Source organism: Salinispora fenicalii, from assembly GCF_000514815.1.
Classification (GTDB): Bacteria; Actinomycetota; Actinomycetes; order Mycobacteriales; family Micromonosporaceae; genus Micromonospora; species Micromonospora fenicalii.
Genome location: NZ_AZWQ01000010.1, coordinates 153,268 through 168,784 on the forward strand (window position 1 = coordinate 153,268; position 15,517 = coordinate 168,784).

The window sequence follows — 15,517 nt, forward strand, 5'->3', positions numbered from 1 at the left end:
GGCAACCCGGAGCCGGCACTGGTGCGTGTCCCCTGCGACCGCCACAGGAGGTAACCAGGTGCCGGATGTCGAGGGGTTCGACGAGTTCTATCGGGGGAGCCGGCAGCGGCTGCTCGGCTTCGTGTACGTGCTCACGGGTGATCTCACCGAGGCCCAGGATGCGGTGCAGGAGGCGTATATCCGGGCCTGGCAGCGCTGGTCAACGGTGAGCCGGTACGACGACCCGGAGGCGTGGGTGCGGGTGGTGGCGAGCCGGGTCGCGGTCAGTCGATGGCGCAGCCTGCGCAGCCGTGCTCGGGCGTACCTGCGGCACGGCGCCACCGAGAGCGTCCCTGCGCCAAGCACCGACACGGTGGCGGTGGTCGCCGCGCTGCGCCGGCTGCCGGAGGAGCAGCGCGTCGCGATCGCGCTCTACTACCTGGTGGGAATGCCCGTCGTCGACGTCGCCCGGGAGACCAACGCCCCGGTCGGCACCGTCAAGGCCCGGCTGTCTCGCGGCCGGGTCGCCCTCGCCGGGCTACTCGCCGTCGTCGATCTGGAGGAGGCCGTCGATGCGTGACGAGATGAGCGTCGTCGAGCCCATGCACCGTGCTCTCTGCGACGTCCGTTGGCCGGAGGCGGCGGAGATCCGTGCTCGGGCCCGCCGTCGCAGCCGGCGTACCGCCCTGCTGGCGGGGGTCACCCTGGTGGGGACCCTGGCGGTGGTCACCGTCGCGGTGGTCACCCGTCCCTCGGGCTACCAACCGGCCATTCCGCCACCGGTGCCGGCCGCGGTGGGCAGCCCCCCGGCGTCGCCCGCCGGGCAGGTTGCGGCGGTGCGCTCCGACCTCCCGCCCGAGCTCTTCGTCCAACAGTCGGACCTGGTGGTGCGCACGGAGCTCCACCTCGACGAGGCGGTCGCGGGCGGCACCGTCACGCTGGGATTCGGGCGCGACCGATGCGATCTGGGCCCGGAGACGGAGGCCTGGACGAGCCGGTCGCAGACGTTGCTGCGGTGGTCGGCCGGGGGCCCCAACCGGCTCGGTGACATCCTGGTCGTGCAGGATCTGTACCGGTTTCGCGACGATGGCGCGGCACGCTCCTTCGCCGAGATTCGAGAGACGATCGTAACTTGCCCCCAGCAGGAGGTCTGGACGGCCGACTACGAAGGCCGTGCGATCAACATGACGGCGGTGCACCGCTGGGACACCCCGCGGGTGGACTTCGCCGGTGACGAGTCGTTCCTGCTACGACACTCGTCTTCCCTGCTCCCCAACCCCGTACTGGGCGAGCTGCAGACCGTGGCGAACTCACCGGACCTGCGGGTCGTGCTGCGCGTGGGTGACCTGGTGACGGTGCTCTTCGTCAGCATGGCCGGCGAGGCGGAACTGGTCCGCCTCGCCGACGTGGCGNCCCGCCGTATGTGCATCGCCGCCAGCCCGTCCTGCTGAGCCACGTGGCGCGAGCGGCCCAGCGGCACCGGAAACGCTGACGGCTTCCCACCTACAGCGGGATGTTGCCGTGCTTCTTCGGGGGAAGGGTTTCGCGCTTGGTACGCAGTACCCGTAGCGCGCGGACGATCTGCGCCCGGGTCTCGTGCGGTGGGATGACGGAGTCGATGTACCCGCGTTCGGCGGCGATGTACGGGTTGGCGAGGGTGTCTTCGTACTCAGTGATCAGCTCGGCCCGCCGGGCGGCCGGGTCGGCGGCGCCGGCCAGCTCCTGTCGATGCAGGATGTTGACCGCCCCCTGCGCCCCCATCACCGCGATCTGGGCGGTCGGCCAGGCGAAGTTCAGGTCCGCGCCGAGGTGCTTGGAGCCCATGACGTCGTACGCGCCGCCGTATGCCTTGCGGGTGATGACGGTGACCTTTCCGACAGTGGCCTCGGCGTACGCGTAGATGAGCTTCGCGCCCCGGCGGATGATGCCCTCCCACTCCTGGCTGGTGCCGGGGAGGAAGCCGGGTACGTCCACGAAGGTGAGTACCGGAATGTTGAACGCGTCGCAGGTGCGGACGAAGCGCGCGGCCTTCTCCGACGCGGCGATGTCCAGCGTGCCGGCGAAGTGCATGGGCTGGTTCGCGACCACGCCGACCGGGCGGCCCTCGACTCGGCCATAGCCGACGATCAGGTTCTGCGCGTACAGCGGCTGCACCTCAAGGAACTCGCCCTCGTCGAGGACGTGCTCGATGACCCGGTGCATGTCGTATGGCTGGTTCGCCGAGTCCGGGATCAGGGTGTCCAGCTCCCGGTCCTCGTCGCTGATCTCGAGGTCAACGTCGATCGGGTACGTGACCGGCTCGTCCAGATTGTTCGACGGCAGGTACGACAGCAGCGCCTTGACGTACTCGATCGCGTCCTCTTCGTCGGTGGCGAGGTAGTGCGCGTTGCCGCTGCGCGAGTTGTGCGTACGGGCGCCACCCAGCTCCTCCATGGCGACGTCTTCACCGGTGACGGTCTTGATCACGTCCGGGCCGGTGATGAACATGTGTGAGGTCTGGTCGACCATCACGGTGAAGTCGGTGACCGCCGGTGAGTAGACGGCGCCGCCCGCGCACGGGCCGAGAATGAGCGAGATCTGTGGGATGACGCCGCTGGCCCGTACGTTGCGGAAGAAGATCTCGCCATAGAGGCCGAGCGAGGCGACGCCCTCCTGAATTCGGGCACCGCCGGAGTCGTTGATCCCGATGACCGGGCATCCGATCTTCATGGCCAGGTCCATCACCTTGACGATCTTCTCGCCGAAGACCTCGCCGAGGGAGCCGCCGAAGACCGTGAAGTCCTGCGCGAAGACGCAGACCTGGCGGCCGTCGATGGTCCCGTAGCCGGTGATGACGCCGTCGCCGTAGGGGCGGGTCTTCGCCAGTCCGAAGTTGGTGGACCGGTGTCGGGCCAGCTCGTCCAGTTCGACGAAGGAGCCCGGGTCGAGGAGTAGCTCGATCCGCTCCCGCGCGGTCTTCTTGCCCCGTGCGTGCTGCTTGTCCACGGCGCGCGCCGATCCGGCGTGTACCGCCTCGTCGATCCGACGCTCCAGATCCGCCAGCTTGCCCGCGGTGCTGTGGATGTTGGTCCCGGTCTCGGTAGTCACCAAGGGAATATAACGATGGTTCAGCTGGGCGCCGCTGTGCAGTACGCCTCACCACCTGTCATCGGGAGGGCCGTAGGCTGGCGGGATGCTGGGTTCCCCGTACACCGATCTGGATCGCCCGCCGCTGTCGGTGGTGCGGCTGCGTCGCGCGTTGGTCGCGCCGCACGGTCCGTGGGCCCGGCTGGAGCTTCTCGCCGAGACCGGTTCGACCAACGCAGACGTGGCCGAGTACGCCCGCTCCGGGGAGCCCGAGGGCTTGGTGCTGGTCGCGGAGCGGCAGCGCGCGGGGCGGGGCCGGCGGGGCCGCGACTGGCATTCGCCGGCTCGGGCGGGCATCGCGACCAGCGTCCTGCTTCGGCCGGGGGATGCGGTGGCCGAGCGGGGCTGGGCGCCGGTGCCACCGTCGGCGTACGGGTGGCTGCCGCTGTTGGCCGGGGTGGCGCTGGTGGAGGCGGTGACCCGACTGGCCGAGTTGGAGGCCACCCTGAAGTGGCCGAACGATCTGCTCGTCGGTGGGGCGAAGTGCGGTGGGATTCTGGCCGAGGGGGTGCCGGCGGCGGGTGTGACGGCGCCCCCCGCGATCGTCCTCGGCATCGGTGTGAACGTGACTCTTCGTGCTGACGAGTTGCCGGTGAATCCGTCCGGCCTGCCGGCGACCTCGCTGCAGTTGGCCGGTGCCGCGGCGACCGACCGGGATCCGTTGCTACGGGCGCTGCTTCGGTCGTTGGGCGACTGGTATGGGCGTTGGCGGGCTGCTGGCGGTAGTGCGGTGGCGAGTGGCCTGCGTGCGGCGTACCTGGCCGCCTGCGCCACCGTGGACCGTCCGGTTCGGGTGCTGTTGCCGGACGGTGGCGAGCTGACCGGCACGGCGACCGGCGTTGACTCCGACGGCCAGCTGGTGGTGGTCACCCCAGAAGTCACTCGGCACCTCTCCGCCGGCGACGTTCTGCACCTGCGTTGAACGGTTACTGCTGACCCGGCGGGGCCGAGTCCGGGCAGCGGCTGTCGTCGTCCGGCCCGCGCGGCTGATGTCGTGGGGCGGGGTGAGCGGTTACGGTCTGCGCGTCCGATCTGCGCTGGAGGTACCCGTGGCGTTTCCCGAGAACGTGCTCACCGAGGACGAGCACGTTGTGCTGCACCTGCATCCGCACTGGAAGACCCTGGCCCGGCCGGTCGGGGTAGCGGTTTTCGCCGTGGCAGTGGTGGTGGCAGCCCTGATGCTGGCCCCCGACGGTGCTGGCCGAGTGGTGGTGTTGGTGGTGCTCGGTGGGTCGGCACTGGTGGGGGTGCTGTGGTTCGCGCTCTGGCCGGTGCTGGTCTGGCAGGCGACCCACTACCTGTTCACCACCGAGCGGGTGCTCATCCAGCGGGGTGCGCTCTCTCTGGGCCGCCGGGACATTCCGCTTACCCGGATCACCGACCATGCGATGCAGCAACGCTTCAGCGAGCGGCTGTTCGGCTGCGGCACTCTGACCATCGACTCTGTCGGGGAGCGTGGGCGGTTGGTGTTGTGTGATGTGCCGCAGGTGGGGCGGGTGCAGACCACCCTCTACGAGCTGGTGGAGGCGCAGCATGACCGGCAGCCCTCCGGCGACGCCGAACTGCCGGAGTCGCTGGCCGAGGCCCAGGACGACCGGCTGCGGGAACCGGGCTGAGCGGGTCTTGTCGCGGGCCGGGCCGCATCGGCTCCGGAGCCGATGCGGTCAGGAGCGGCGGGAGCGGCGAGAGCTGGCCTGGAGCTCCGCGGCGAGCTCGGCTGCCAGCTCCCGGTCCAGGTCGAGGCGGGCGTCCAGCGGAATGGTCAGGCCTTGGATCGGTGTGCGGTGCGGGTGGGTGCCCGGTGGCGGGGCGGTTTCCTCCAGCTCGGAGACCGATTCCGCCAGCTCGGCGACCGGGTCCATCTCGGCCATCGTGTCCCACTCGTCGCGGGGGATGCTGTGCCAGTTGTTCGTGGCCGGCGCTGGCGCAGGCTGGAAGACGAACGTCCGGTAGGACCAGAACCGAAACAACGTCGCCAGCAGGATACCCATCGTCTTGGCGAGGTTGAGGGCGAGCAGGCTGGTCACGCCGAGGCCGTACTTGGCCGCGGCCAGCACGCCCAGTTCGATGAGGAGCCCTGCACCGTTAAATAGGAAGAACAGGGCATACTCGCGCCGAACCGCCGTCTTCGGACGATCCCGGTAAGTCCAGTGACGGTTCATTAGGTACGACGTGATCGTCGCCGTGATGGTGGCGACAACCGTCGCCTTCAGCGCGCCGCCCTGGAAAACGGTGAGTGCGAGGGCGTTGAACACCGCGTAATTGATGACGGTGTTGACGCCCCCGACGATGCCGAATTTGAGCGCCTCGTGGATGAACTTCTGCCAGCGCTCGGGCAGGAGACGGACAAGACGCATGCGGAACACCTTAGGCGAGTGGGCTGGGCCGGGGCCGCCCCGGCCTGGCGAGATGGGCGGCAGGTCACGCCCGGTATCGGTCGTGCTTCGCTTCCGGTACGGCAGGAGTTCCCGCTGGTACGAAGACGAACCGTCGATAGGACCAGAACCGGAAGAGGGTCGCCAGCCCGGTACCGACGAGATAGCTGGCGATGTTGTCCGCCAACGGGGTCTGGAAGACCTCCGGCCAGATCTGGCCCAGGCCGTACCGGCTGATCGCCAGGACCGCCACGGTGATGCCGAGGCCCACCGTGTTGAAGATGAAGAAGAGCGCGTACTCGCGGGCGGGGTTGGCGCCCCGGCGGTGTCGCCACGTCCAGAACCGGTTGCCGAGGAAGGCGAAGGTTGCCGCCACCACCGTGGAGATGGTCTTCGCAGTCACCTGCTCGATGTCCTGCACCGAGGTCAGGAAGTTGAAGAGGGCGAAGTCGACGAGGAAGGCGACGCCGCCCACAGTGGCGAACTTGCTCAACTCGTGGACGAGGTGACCGAACCGGTCCAGCAGGGCGTGGATCAGACCCGGCCGGGTCCGCCGGGAGCCGGGCTCCCCGGTCATCGTCGCTGCCACCGAGCGAGCGTACCGGGTGCAGGCCCGCGGCACGGGTAGCACCGGGCGGCATGGCTGATCCGGACAGTGATGATGAGCGGAGCGTAACAGCCCTTGAGTGGCGTCCCGAGTGATCCCGCCAAGCGCGGGCCGGGTCACAGCCGGCGTACCGGACGACGACGGGCCAGATGTTTCGTCACTGGATTTGCGTGAAACTGCGCGTGAAAGCGGGTATTAGCTCGCGATGCCGCAGCCGGGCCGTACCTTGTGCAGTTCTTCACAACCAGTCCCACTGACTGGTGGCGCAAGCCGGTTTACGCTGAGGCCAATCCCAGGTTTCACGTAGGCGACGCACCGCGCCGTCAAGCCTCGTGCATCCCATAGACCGGTCAGCGTCGACCACAAGGAGATGTGTCATGGTTGCTCCGGCGACTGTTCGGGGTATCGATCAGGCCCCGACATCCCACCCCAAACTGCTTGCCTGGGTCCGTGAGATCGCGGAACTGACCACCCCGGACCGTGTGGTCTGGGCAGACGGGTCAGAAGAAGAGTGGCGTCGTCTCACCGACGAACTCGTCGAGGCCGGCACCCTGGTCCGACTCAACCCGGAGAAGAAGCCCAACTCGTTCTACGCGCGTACCGATCCGACGGATGTGGCGCGGGTCGAGGAACGCACCTACATCTGCTCGATGGATGAGGCAGACGCCGGCCCGACCAACAACTGGATGGCGCCGGCCGAGATGAAGCGGACGATGACGGAGCTGTACCGCGGCTGCATGCGCGGTCGCACCATGTACGTCATCCCCTTCTGCATGGGCCCGGTAGAGGCCGAGAAGCCGATGTTCGGCATCGAGATCACCGACAGTCCGTACGTGGTCGCCTCAATGCGGATCATGACCCGGATGGGCGCGAAGATCCTGGAGGCGATGGGCGACGACGCGGACTTCGTACACGCGCTGCACTCCATTGGCGCGCCGCTCGCGCCGGGTCAGCAGGACGTGTCCTGGCCGTGTAACGAGACGAAGTACATCTCGCACTTCCCGGAGACCCGGGAGATCTGGTCCTACGGCTCCGGCTACGGCGGCAACTCGCTGCTCGGCAAGAAGTGCTACTCGCTGCGGATCGCCAGTGTGATGGGGCGGGACGAGGGCTGGCTCGCCGAGCACATGTTGATCCTTAAGATCACCTCCCCGGAAGGGAAGGTCTACCACATCGCTGGTGCCTTCCCGTCTGCCTGCGGCAAGACCAACCTCGCCATGCTGGAGCCGACCATCCCGGGCTGGAAGGTCGAGACCATCGGGGACGACATCGCCTGGATGCGATTCGGTCCGGACGGACGCCTCTACGCGGTCAACCCGGAGTACGGCCTCTTCGGGGTCGCCCCCGGTACCGACTGGAAGACCAACGCCAACGCGATGCGGACGTTGGACCGGGGTAACTCCATCTTCACCAACGTGGCTCTCACCGACGACGGCGACATCTGGTGGGAGGGGATGGGCGAGCCCCCGACGCACCTCATCGACTGGAAGGGCAACGACTGGACGCCGGAGAGCGAAAGCCTCTCCTCGCACGCCAACAGCCGGTTCTGCACCCCGATCACCCAGTGCCCGATTCTCGCCGAGGACTACTACGACCCCAACGGCGTACCGATCGACGCGATCCTCTTTGGGGGCCGGCGTCGGGACACCGTTCCGCTGGTCACCGAGGCGCGGGACTGGGTGCACGGCGTCTACCTGGGGGCGACGCTCTCCTCGGAGACCACCGCCGCGGCCTCCGGCGCGGTCGGTGTCGTGCGTCGAGACCCGATGGCGATGCTGCCCTTCATCGGCTACCACGCCGGTGACTACTTCCGGCACTGGATCGAGATGGGCAAGGGCGCCGACGGCGACGAGTCGAAGCTGCCGAGCGTCTACTACGTCAACTGGTTCCGTAAGGACGCCGAGGGTAGCTTCCTCTGGCCGGGCTTCGGCGAGAACTCGCGGGTCTTGAAGTGGATCGTCGAGCGGCTCGAGGGCCGGGCCGACGCCGTGGAGACCCCGATCGGCATGGTCCCCGCCGAGGACGCGCTGGACGTCGAGGGCCTGGACATGACCTCGGAAGACATTCGGATCGCGCTGAAGGTTGACGTCAACGAGTGGCAGGCCGAACTGCCGTTGGTCACCGAGTGGTTTGAGAAGTTCGGGGACAAGCTGCCCGGTGTCCTCTGGGCCGAGTTGGACGCGCTGCGCGCCCGGCTCGACGCAGAACCGCAGAAGTAGCGGAAGTAGCTGGGCCGGCGCCGCGGGCGATGGATGATCCCTGCAACGGCCGCCGAGAGCAGTAGCTCGGCGGCGGAGAGGGGCGCGACATGGCTACCGGGCCGGCCGACGGGGGCGACGAGTTCGACGTTGTGGTGGTGGGGGCGGGGCCGGCGGGTTCGGCCGCCGCCATCGCCGCCCGTCGGACCGGAGCCCGGGTGCTCCTGCTGGATCGGGCCAACTTCCCCCGGGACAAGGCTTGCGGGGACGGGATCGCCGCGCACGCGCTGGATGTCCTGGCCGGGCTGGGGGTAGCCGACCCGGTGGCCGGATACGCCCCGCTGCCCGCGCTTCGCCTGGTCGCCCCGGGCGGCCCGGCGGTGGCGCGGGCGCTGCCCCGCCCGGCGTACACGGTGCCCCGAACCGTCTTCGATGCTCGGCTGGTTGCGGCGGCGGTCGCGGCCGGCGCCCAGCTGCGCCGGCACGTGGTACGTCGGGTTGACGTGCGGGCGGACCGGGTCGTGCTCGACGGGCGGATTGTCGGGCGGGCCGTGGTGGGTGCCGATGGTGCGGGTTCGGTGGTGCGCCGGGCGCTGGGGCACGCCCCGAATCCGGACCGCCACCTGGCCTTGGCGATCCGGGGCTACGCGCCCGCGCGGTCCGGCCCAACAGAGCAGCTCATCGTCACGTCAGCCGCCCGTTGGCCGGCGTACGCCTGGTCCTTCCCGATCGGCGACGGACGGGCGAACGTCGGGTACGGGGAGGTGCTCCGTGGTGAGTCGCTGACCCGGGAACACCTCGTTGCGCGGCTTCCAGCGTTGCTGCCCGAGGTCGATCCAGCGGCGGTCACCGCCCTGCGGGCCCATCACCTGCCGCTCTCCACCCATCGACCGGTGCCGGGGCGCGGCCGGGCGGTGCTGGCGGGCGACGCGCTTTCGTTGATCAACCCGTTCACCGGTGAGGGAATCTTCTACGCGCTGCTCTCCGGAGCACTCGCCGGCACCGCGGCGGGCCGTACCCCGGAGCGGGCCGCTCGGCGCTACACTGCGGCGCTGCGTCGGCGACTCGGTGGTCATCTGCGGCACAGTTCGGTTGCGGCTTGGCTTGCCCGGCGGCGGTCGGTGGTTGATGCGGCGGTGTGGGCGGCCAATCGCGATGAGCAGGTGTACCGGGCGGTGGTGGAGTTGGGCCTCGGTGACGGCCGGTTGGACATTCGGACGTTGGCCATGATCGGGCGTGGGCTGGCCGCCGGGGATCGGCATCCCAAGCCGTGAGGCGCCATCCCGGTCGCTACCCTGGCAGGTGATGACTCTGCGGGACGTTGTCTATTCGGTGTACGAACGCCGGCTCACGGCCAAGCTGGCGGGCAAGCCGGTGCCTCAGCACGTCGGTGTGATGTGCGACGGCAACCGCAGGTGGGCGCGGGAGATGGGGTTCGTTGACCCCAACGACGGCCACCGGGTCGGTGCCGAACGGATCAAGGAACTGCTGCGGTGGTGTGACGCCGCCGGCGTCGGGCATGTGACGCTCTGGCTGCTCTCCACCGACAACCTTACCCGCCCGGCCGCTCAGCTTGATCCGTTGTTGCAGATCATCGAGGACCTGACGAGCGAACTGGCCGAGGAGGGTAACCCCTGGCGGCTGCGGATGGTCGGGGCGCTCGACGTGTTGCCGGCGCAGCACTCGGCGGCGCTCAAGGCAGCGGCGGAGCGGACCCGGGACCGGGTGGGCGGCGCGCAGGTCAACATCGCCGTCGGCTATGGCGGTCGGCGCGAGATCGCCGACGCGGTGCGTTCGCTCCTGCACGAGCACGCGAAGGCCGGCACCAGCATCGAGCAACTGGCTGAGACGTTCGATGTCGAGCACATCACCGAGCACCTCTACACCCGGGGCCTGCCGGACCCTGATCTGATCATTCGGACCAGCGGCGAACAGCGCATGTCCGGCTTCCTGCTCTGGCAGTCCGTCCACTCGGAGTTCTATTTCTGCGAGTTGAACTGGCCGGATTTCCGCCGGGTTGACTTTCTCCGCGCGCTGCGCTCCTACGCCAACCGTCAGCGTCGCTTCGGCATCTGATCGCCCCGGCGACCACCCTTCGCCGGCGGGCCGGGGCAACCGCACCTAGCGGGCGAACTAGCGCGGCGTGAGGTGGGCAACGGCCGCTGGGTGCGCCGGAGCCTCGGAGTCAGGCCAGCCGGCGCGCGGCGGCGGTGAGGAAGTCGCCGAGGTCTGCTGGCGAGTCGATGGTCAGGTCCGCGGCGGCGGCAACCTCTTCGCCGGTCTCCGGGTTGGCGACCGCAACGCAGACGCCGAAGAAGTGCGGGTCGGCGGCGGCACGGGTGCGCAGCGCTGCGAAGGCCTTAATGTCCGATACGTCGTCGCCGAAGTACCAGGCGGCCTCCGCGTCCCGCACCACCTCGTCGATGACCATGCCCTTGTCCCGGTCGACTGGGGGCTTCAGCTCCAGGACCATCCGTCCGGCCTGGACCCGGAGGCCGAGCTGCTCGGCCTGGGCACGACCCCATCGGGTCACCGCCGGGCCGAGCTGCGGGGCGGTCCGCCAGTGCAGCGCCACCGAGAGCCGCTTGTACTCCACCAGGCTGCCCGCGGGCAGTTCGGTACGGGCCGCGTCGGCGAGCTCCGCCATCGTCGGCACCCAGGGCAGCGCCGCCGGTTCGGTGACGGTTTCACCACCAGAGTGGCTGTGCTCCAGCCCGTAGAGGCCGTAGAGGTCGACGCCGGCGAGGTCACCGAGTCGGTCGCGGAGAAAGTCGACCGGGCGTGCGGAGACGATTGCGATCCGACGGACGACGGGAGCAAGCGCCTCGATAGCGGTGAGCACCCTCGGTGCGGGGTGCACCGCCGTCGGGTCGTCCCGGACCGGCGCGAGGGTGCCATCGAAGTCGAAGAATAGGACGGCTCCGGCGGCTCGGGCAGCGGTTGCCTGCCAGGCGAGGTCGGCGGTGAACGGGGTCTTCGGCGGCTGCTTGCCCAGATTCAACGGCGGCACGCGCGACAGCGTACCCCGCTCGGAGCGGCTTAATCGGGGCCGTGAGGTACCCGGCCACCGGGCCTGGTGGCGGGTGGTGGATGGGCTTTGGTGGCGGCGTTCAGCGTTCGGCGGCTTCCCGTCCCCGATGCCCGATCGGCACGACGGTGCCCTCCCGACGGTGACTGAGCAGGTAGCCCTCGACGAAGCCGGAGTTTCGGTCACCGGTGCTGGATTCGATCTCGTTGAGCCGGGCCACCAGGAACTCGGTGAGCGCGCTGATTCGGTTGTTGAGTCGGTCGTTCAGTTCGGCCAGCACGGCCAGGATGACGGCGGTGCCGGTGGCGGTGAGCGCGATGAGGTTGACGAGCAGGGGAAGCTGCCCGCCATTGACCGCCAGGGTCACCGTGTTCCCGGTCACGCACAGTGTCAGGGACACGGCGCCGACCACGACTGCCAACCACTTCAGGGTCATGGACAGACCCCTCCTTCTGTCCCGCAGGGCTGGGTTCGGCTTTCCCGTCCCCCCGCCGACGACGAGCCCAAGCAGTACGAGTACGGACGCTAGCGTGCCGAACCGGGCCCGGGAGCGAAACGAATGAGTCTGACCTGCTGTTCTTTCGCCATCTGAGGATCATCCAACCCGTTTGCCCCGGTTGTGGGCTGTTACGGGGAGAGTCGGACGATACGCGAGGTAACGAATTGTTTCTCGAATGTGGAACTTCTCCGCGTCTGACACTTCGGGGTCAACCAGTCGGCGCAGCAGCGCCTCGACATCGGGATCCATCGGGGGTGGGATCGTTCCGGCTCGGTGTGGGGTGCTTCGCCGGTCCCAGCCCAGGGTGGCGAAGGCGGTTGCCGGGTCCAGTCCGAGTCCCTCACAGAACGCCACGACGCGTTCCGCCTCGGGGTCGCTGGCCCAGTCGCCCCGGACCCATCGGTTGATTGTCTGCCGGGAGACGCCGGTGCGCCGGGAGACCTCAGTGCCGCTCCAGGCTCGGGTGGCTCGGGCCTCATCGAGCGCGCGACGGATGAAGGTGGCGAAGGCGATCTTCCGTGCGTTGGCCGTCTCGGTCACCTGGCGACCGTACGGCCACGGACCCCGCGAACGGTCTTCTGGCGCGCGGTTGTCACGCGAATGTGACGACAGGCTCGGCTTTTCACTGCCTCAGCAAGTGTTCTGACAAGGCCCCTCACCTGGTGCAAACAGGTGGGCGTGGGGCTGGGGGGAATCAGACGAAAAGCTGATACTGTCCCGTTCGCGGGACACTCTACCGTGTGTCCGTGCAGGAGACGATGACTGCTTGCTCCCATGCGTGACATCTCCGGCACGAGGGGGACTTGGTGACCGAACTCGCCACCCGAGCGCAGGCCTTTGGCCTGATCGCCGCCGGGGTAGCCAGTGGTTTGAGCGCGCCCTGGCGCCTCTACCTGGCCCAGGGTTCCCGTTACCTCTCCCTCAGAGTCGGGGACCGCGCGGAGTGGCACGCCTGGCGTACCCACCTCGGTTGTCCGGAACTCAGCGTCCGCGTATACGACGCGGGTGGTGAGATTCGCCGCTCGTCGGTGGCCGAGGTTGTCCTGGACGGGTGCCGGATCAGCGTCGAGTTGGTCGAACAGGTCGGTACAGCCGACCTCGACCAGCTACTCGTCGTAGATCCCACCCCGGTTGAGCCGGAGGAACGATGAGTCCACACAGCCCGCGATCCGGAGTGGTCGGATGAGCCCACTCCTCGCCTTGCTCCTCGTCTGCGTCCTGACCGCCACCAGCTATGCCGCAGGTCGCCTCCATGGTCAGCTCAGCTACCGGATCGGCTACCGGTTCGGCTACCGGCAGGGCTACTTCGACGGTGACCGCGGCGCCTGGAACCGACGTCGGCGCGACGCCCAGGCGGCGATCGCATCCGCGCTCGCCGGCCCGCCGCCGGTGGATCCGGTTCGCACTCGCCTCGCGCCACCGACGGCCCGCTCCGGCACCACCTACACCGGCTCGGCGGCTCCGGTCGGTGGTCGACAGTCGACTGATTCGGTGGCGGCTCCGACCGGTGGTCGACAGTCGATCGGCTCGGCGGCGGCTCCGGCCGGTGGCCAGCCGACCGGCACGCTGGTTCGGCGAAGCGGGTGACCGGGCTTGCGGACGCAGAATACGAAACTCACCGTGTCGGCCGGTCGGCCCACGCGACATCGTCGACAGCGAGGAACGGCGCGATCGCAACGGCAGCAGGCGTCACCCCGGCGAAGGCCACGATGTCCCGATGGAGGTGGGACTGGTCGGCGTAACCGCTGTCTGCCGCCACCACAGCGGTGCTGTGACCTGCGGCGAGGCGGTGGGCTGCATGGTCAAAGCGGACCAGCTGGGCAGCGCGCTTGGGGGTGAGGCCGATCTGCGATCGGAACCGGGACCACAGACGCTGGCGGCTCCATCCGACCTCAGTCGCCAGCCACTCGACCCGCACGCGTCCCCGACTGGCCATCATCTGCCGCCAGCAGTAGACGACTTCCGGGTCAACCACACGGCCGCTGTCGAGACGTCGACCCAACACCACCTCCGCGATCGCGAACCGTTCATCCCACGACGTGGCAGCGCGCAGTTGTTCTTGGATCCGCGCGGCATCGTGCCCCCAGAGGTCATCGAGGGCGACTACCGCTCTGCCCAACTCCGATGCGGTGCCCAGGACCGTGTGCGCGACCACCGGTGACAACCGCACCTGTAGGCACTCGAAGCTTCCGGCTAGCCCCTGCCCCCGAACGCCGTGGGGTGCGAGTCCGGTGACGATTCGTTCTCGCCGTTGCCGACCAGTACCATCGTTGACAACGATTGGTTGGTCACCGAGGCTGATGACCACCACGACCGCAGGGGGCGGGATCGCGTCGACCTCGATGAGGCCGTTCGCGCGGTCGCTGAAACCTGCCATGGTCACCCCCGCCAGCCGGCTCGGCCGTGATGGGACCGCGATGTCCCAGGCAGGTACGCCGGCTGGAAGCGGCTCGGCAGGTCGCACGTCGCCATGGTACGAGCGACATCGGGCGTTGTTCGGAGCGAGGTGGTTCCCTGACAGGGTGGTCCGGTTAGCCGGGGAGAGCCTGATACAGCTGGCCGCGCAGGAAGGCGAGGATCTCGCGGCGTGCGGGTCGGGCGGCGGGAACCAGCCCCGGTGTGCTGAGGAAGGAGTGGGTGGCCCGCGGGTAGCAGGACAGGCTGGCCTCGGTGTCGTCCTCGCGGAGCCGTTCGACGTACCGGCGACCGTGGTCGGCCACCGGATCCAGTGCGGCGATGACGACCAGCGTCGGTGGTAGACCAGCCAGGCTGTCGAACTTCAGCGGAGACACGCTGCGGGGGTCGAGGGCCGAGGGCAAGCTCAGCTTGCGTCCCGCGCGCAATCGCGACAGTGGCAGCGCGGGGTTGTCGGCATTTTCCACCATTGAGGAATAGTCGGTCATGGTCTCGGTCCAGTCCGTAGTCGGATAGTTCAGCACCTGGGCCCCTAGCAGTGGGCCGTCCTTGCGGGCACGCAACGCAACGAGCGCGGCGATCATGCCGCCGGCGCTTTCGCCCATGACCGCGATCGCCGTGGGGTCGATGCCCTGGCCGACGGCTCCGTCGACAAGCCGGAGGAGTGTGTCGTAGCCGTCGTCAACCGGCCGGGGCAGTGGGTGCTCCGGAGCGAGCCGGTACTCCACTGAGACGACCACGGCTGGACAGCGGGCCGCGAGGTGACTGTTGAGCCAGTCGTTCTGCACGGCCGTGCCCGAGATGAAACCTCCTCCGTGGAACGAGACGATCAGTGGTAGCCGCCGGTTGGTGCTCTTCGGGCGGTACGTCCGTAGCATCAGTCGGCGGCCCGGAAGGTTGATGGTGGTCTCCTCGATCCGGGCGCGACGATCCGGCAGCCCGGTGACGATCCGTCCGACCCGTGACGATGCCTTGCGGTTGGCTCTTTCCCGGGCGGCGATCACCTGATCGTCGGTCATAGCCTCCCAGTCAAGGGTGTCGCGCAGGATGCGAGTGCCCAATGGAGCCTTGCCCCTCATGTTGCCCTCCCGGACTCGAGGTGGTGATTGGTTCGTCTTCTGTCGTGCGGACAGGCCGCAAGCGTTGCAAGCGCAATGCTGTGGGGTCTTGGACAAATGTTCCGCTCCTGTGATCGAGCGGATCCGAGTCGGAGCCCGCTCGTCGGCTGTCCCGTCGTGTGGCTCAGATCTGGCCTGCGCGAACAGACTCTGGCCGTGACCCTGAGTGATC

At 68.7% G+C, this 15,517-nt stretch carries 17 protein-coding genes and 1 pseudogene; 9 read left to right on the plus strand and 9 right to left on the minus strand.

From position 1 onward, the window contains the following. Window positions 1-58: 58 nt before the first annotated feature. Window positions 59-559, plus strand: coding sequence for a sigma-70 family RNA polymerase sigma factor (locus B116_RS0103815; protein WP_027659255.1), 501 nt, complete (start codon window positions 59-61; stop codon window positions 557-559). Further along, window positions 552-1,430 (plus strand): hypothetical protein, encoded by an 879-nt coding sequence (locus B116_RS0103820; RefSeq protein ID WP_027659256.1) that lies wholly within the window; start codon window positions 552-554, stop codon window positions 1,428-1,430. Before B116_RS0103815 ends, B116_RS0103820 begins: the two co-directional genes overlap by 8 nt. A gap of 52 nt (window positions 1,431-1,482) precedes the next feature. Here B116_RS0103820 and B116_RS0103825 read toward each other — a convergent pair whose 3' ends face one another. Further along, window positions 1,483-3,066: an acyl-CoA carboxylase subunit beta gene (locus B116_RS0103825; protein WP_018721191.1), complete on the minus strand. Its 1,584-nt coding sequence runs from the start codon at window positions 3,064-3,066 to the stop codon at window positions 1,483-1,485. An 85-nt stretch (window positions 3,067-3,151) separates the two neighbouring features. On the opposite strand from B116_RS0103825, the gene B116_RS0103830 reads away from it, so the two are divergent. Together B116_RS0103830 and B116_RS0103835 are read left to right on the plus strand one after the other, a co-directional pair. Continuing rightward, complete coding sequence (locus B116_RS0103830) at window positions 3,152-4,027, plus strand: biotin--[acetyl-CoA-carboxylase] ligase (RefSeq protein WP_018721190.1); 876 nt, start codon at window positions 3,152-3,154, stop codon at window positions 4,025-4,027. Between the two features lie 67 nt (window positions 4,028-4,094). Then, window positions 4,095-4,721 (plus strand): PH domain-containing protein, encoded by a 627-nt coding sequence (locus B116_RS0103835; RefSeq protein ID WP_188115988.1) that lies wholly within the window; start codon window positions 4,095-4,097, stop codon window positions 4,719-4,721. 48 nt (window positions 4,722-4,769) lie between these two features. Here the strand turns inward: B116_RS0103835 and B116_RS0103840 are convergent, their stop codons facing one another. The 3 genes and pseudogenes from B116_RS0103840 to B116_RS28900 all read right to left on the minus strand — a co-directional run. After that, window positions 4,770-5,462 (minus strand): GtrA family protein, encoded by a 693-nt coding sequence (locus B116_RS0103840; protein ID WP_018721188.1) that lies wholly within the window; start codon window positions 5,460-5,462, stop codon window positions 4,770-4,772. Window positions 5,463-5,526: 64 nt separating this feature from the next. After that, the gene (locus B116_RS0103845) at window positions 5,527-6,102 is read right to left on the minus strand and encodes a GtrA family protein (protein WP_026321512.1); all 576 of its coding nucleotides are present in this window, start codon (window positions 6,100-6,102) and stop codon (window positions 5,527-5,529) included. 142 nt (window positions 6,103-6,244) lie between these two features. Beyond that, window positions 6,245-6,329, minus strand: a pseudogene (locus B116_RS28900) (GtrA family protein); the annotation flags it as partial. Between the two features lie 135 nt (window positions 6,330-6,464). Between B116_RS28900 and B116_RS0103850 the strand changes: the two are divergent. The 3 genes from B116_RS0103850 to B116_RS0103860 all read left to right on the plus strand — a co-directional run bounded on the left by B116_RS0103850 (window position 6,465) and on the right by B116_RS0103860 (window position 10,361). Next, window positions 6,465-8,306 carry a phosphoenolpyruvate carboxykinase (GTP) gene (locus tag B116_RS0103850; protein ID WP_018721186.1) on the plus strand — a complete coding sequence of 614 codons (1,842 nt, stop codon included), beginning with the start codon at window positions 6,465-6,467 and terminating at the stop codon, window positions 8,304-8,306. Between the two features lie 89 nt (window positions 8,307-8,395). Continuing rightward, a complete protein-coding gene (locus B116_RS0103855) occupies window positions 8,396-9,559 on the plus strand; it encodes a geranylgeranyl reductase family protein (protein WP_027659258.1) in 1,164 nt (387 codons plus the stop codon). A 31-nt stretch (window positions 9,560-9,590) separates the two neighbouring features. Beyond that, window positions 9,591-10,361, plus strand: coding sequence for an isoprenyl transferase (locus tag B116_RS0103860; RefSeq protein WP_026321511.1), 771 nt, complete (start codon window positions 9,591-9,593; stop codon window positions 10,359-10,361). A gap of 109 nt (window positions 10,362-10,470) precedes the next feature. Here B116_RS0103860 and otsB read toward each other — a convergent pair whose 3' ends face one another. The 3 genes from otsB to B116_RS0103875 form a co-directional block, all read right to left on the minus strand. Continuing rightward, a complete protein-coding gene (gene otsB / locus B116_RS0103865) occupies window positions 10,471-11,295 on the minus strand; it encodes a trehalose-phosphatase (RefSeq protein WP_027659259.1) in 825 nt (274 codons plus the stop codon). Between the two features lie 100 nt (window positions 11,296-11,395). Then, the gene (locus tag B116_RS0103870) at window positions 11,396-11,749 is read right to left on the minus strand and encodes a hypothetical protein (protein WP_027659260.1); all 354 of its coding nucleotides are present in this window, start codon (window positions 11,747-11,749) and stop codon (window positions 11,396-11,398) included. 159 nt (window positions 11,750-11,908) lie between these two features. Continuing rightward, entirely contained in the window at window positions 11,909-12,352 is a 444-nt protein-coding gene (locus B116_RS0103875) for a helix-turn-helix domain-containing protein (RefSeq protein WP_027659261.1), read from the minus strand. Window positions 12,353-12,618: 266 nt separating this feature from the next. Here B116_RS0103875 and B116_RS0103880 point away from each other — a divergent pair, with 266 nt between their 5' ends. Together B116_RS0103880 and B116_RS0103885 are read left to right on the plus strand one after the other, a co-directional pair. Beyond that, window positions 12,619-12,963: a hypothetical protein gene (locus B116_RS0103880; protein WP_018721180.1), complete on the plus strand. Its 345-nt coding sequence runs from the start codon at window positions 12,619-12,621 to the stop codon at window positions 12,961-12,963. A 31-nt stretch (window positions 12,964-12,994) separates the two neighbouring features. After that, window positions 12,995-13,399, plus strand: a complete 405-nt coding sequence (locus B116_RS0103885; RefSeq protein ID WP_027659262.1) for a hypothetical protein — start codon at window positions 12,995-12,997, stop codon at window positions 13,397-13,399. A gap of 28 nt (window positions 13,400-13,427) precedes the next feature. Here B116_RS0103885 and B116_RS0103890 read toward each other — a convergent pair whose 3' ends face one another. Both B116_RS0103890 and B116_RS0103895 read right to left on the minus strand, forming a co-directional pair. After that, window positions 13,428-14,276: an AraC family transcriptional regulator gene (locus tag B116_RS0103890; protein ID WP_027659263.1), complete on the minus strand. Its 849-nt coding sequence runs from the start codon at window positions 14,274-14,276 to the stop codon at window positions 13,428-13,430. Window positions 14,277-14,343: 67 nt separating this feature from the next. Beyond that, complete coding sequence (locus B116_RS0103895) at window positions 14,344-15,246, minus strand: alpha/beta hydrolase (protein ID WP_033667274.1); 903 nt, start codon at window positions 15,244-15,246, stop codon at window positions 14,344-14,346. Window positions 15,247-15,517 lie beyond the last annotated feature (271 nt).

Bases quoted from the DNA above. Each gene is read 5' to 3' on its own strand.
- B116_RS0103830 (WP_018721190.1), top strand. From the start codon at position 3,152: ATGCTGGGTTCCCCGTACACCGATCTGGATCGCCCGCCGCTGTCGGTG.
- B116_RS0103835 (WP_188115988.1), top strand. From the start codon at position 4,095: ATGTCGTGGGGCGGGGTGAGCGGTTACGGTCTGCGCGTCCGATCTGCG.
- B116_RS0103840 (WP_018721188.1), bottom strand. From the start codon at position 5,462: ATGCGTCTTGTCCGTCTCCTGCCCGAGCGCTGGCAGAAGTTCATCCAC.
- B116_RS0103850 (WP_018721186.1), top strand. From the start codon at position 6,465: ATGGTTGCTCCGGCGACTGTTCGGGGTATCGATCAGGCCCCGACATCC.
- B116_RS0103855 (WP_027659258.1), top strand. From the start codon at position 8,396: ATGGCTACCGGGCCGGCCGACGGGGGCGACGAGTTCGACGTTGTGGTG.
- B116_RS0103860 (WP_026321511.1), top strand. From the start codon at position 9,591: ATGACTCTGCGGGACGTTGTCTATTCGGTGTACGAACGCCGGCTCACG.
- B116_RS0103870 (WP_027659260.1), bottom strand. From the start codon at position 11,749: ATGACCCTGAAGTGGTTGGCAGTCGTGGTCGGCGCCGTGTCCCTGACA.
- B116_RS0103885 (WP_027659262.1), top strand. From the start codon at position 12,995: ATGAGCCCACTCCTCGCCTTGCTCCTCGTCTGCGTCCTGACCGCCACC.
- B116_RS0103895 (WP_033667274.1), bottom strand. From the start codon at position 15,246: ATGACCGACGATCAGGTGATCGCCGCCCGGGAAAGAGCCAACCGCAAG.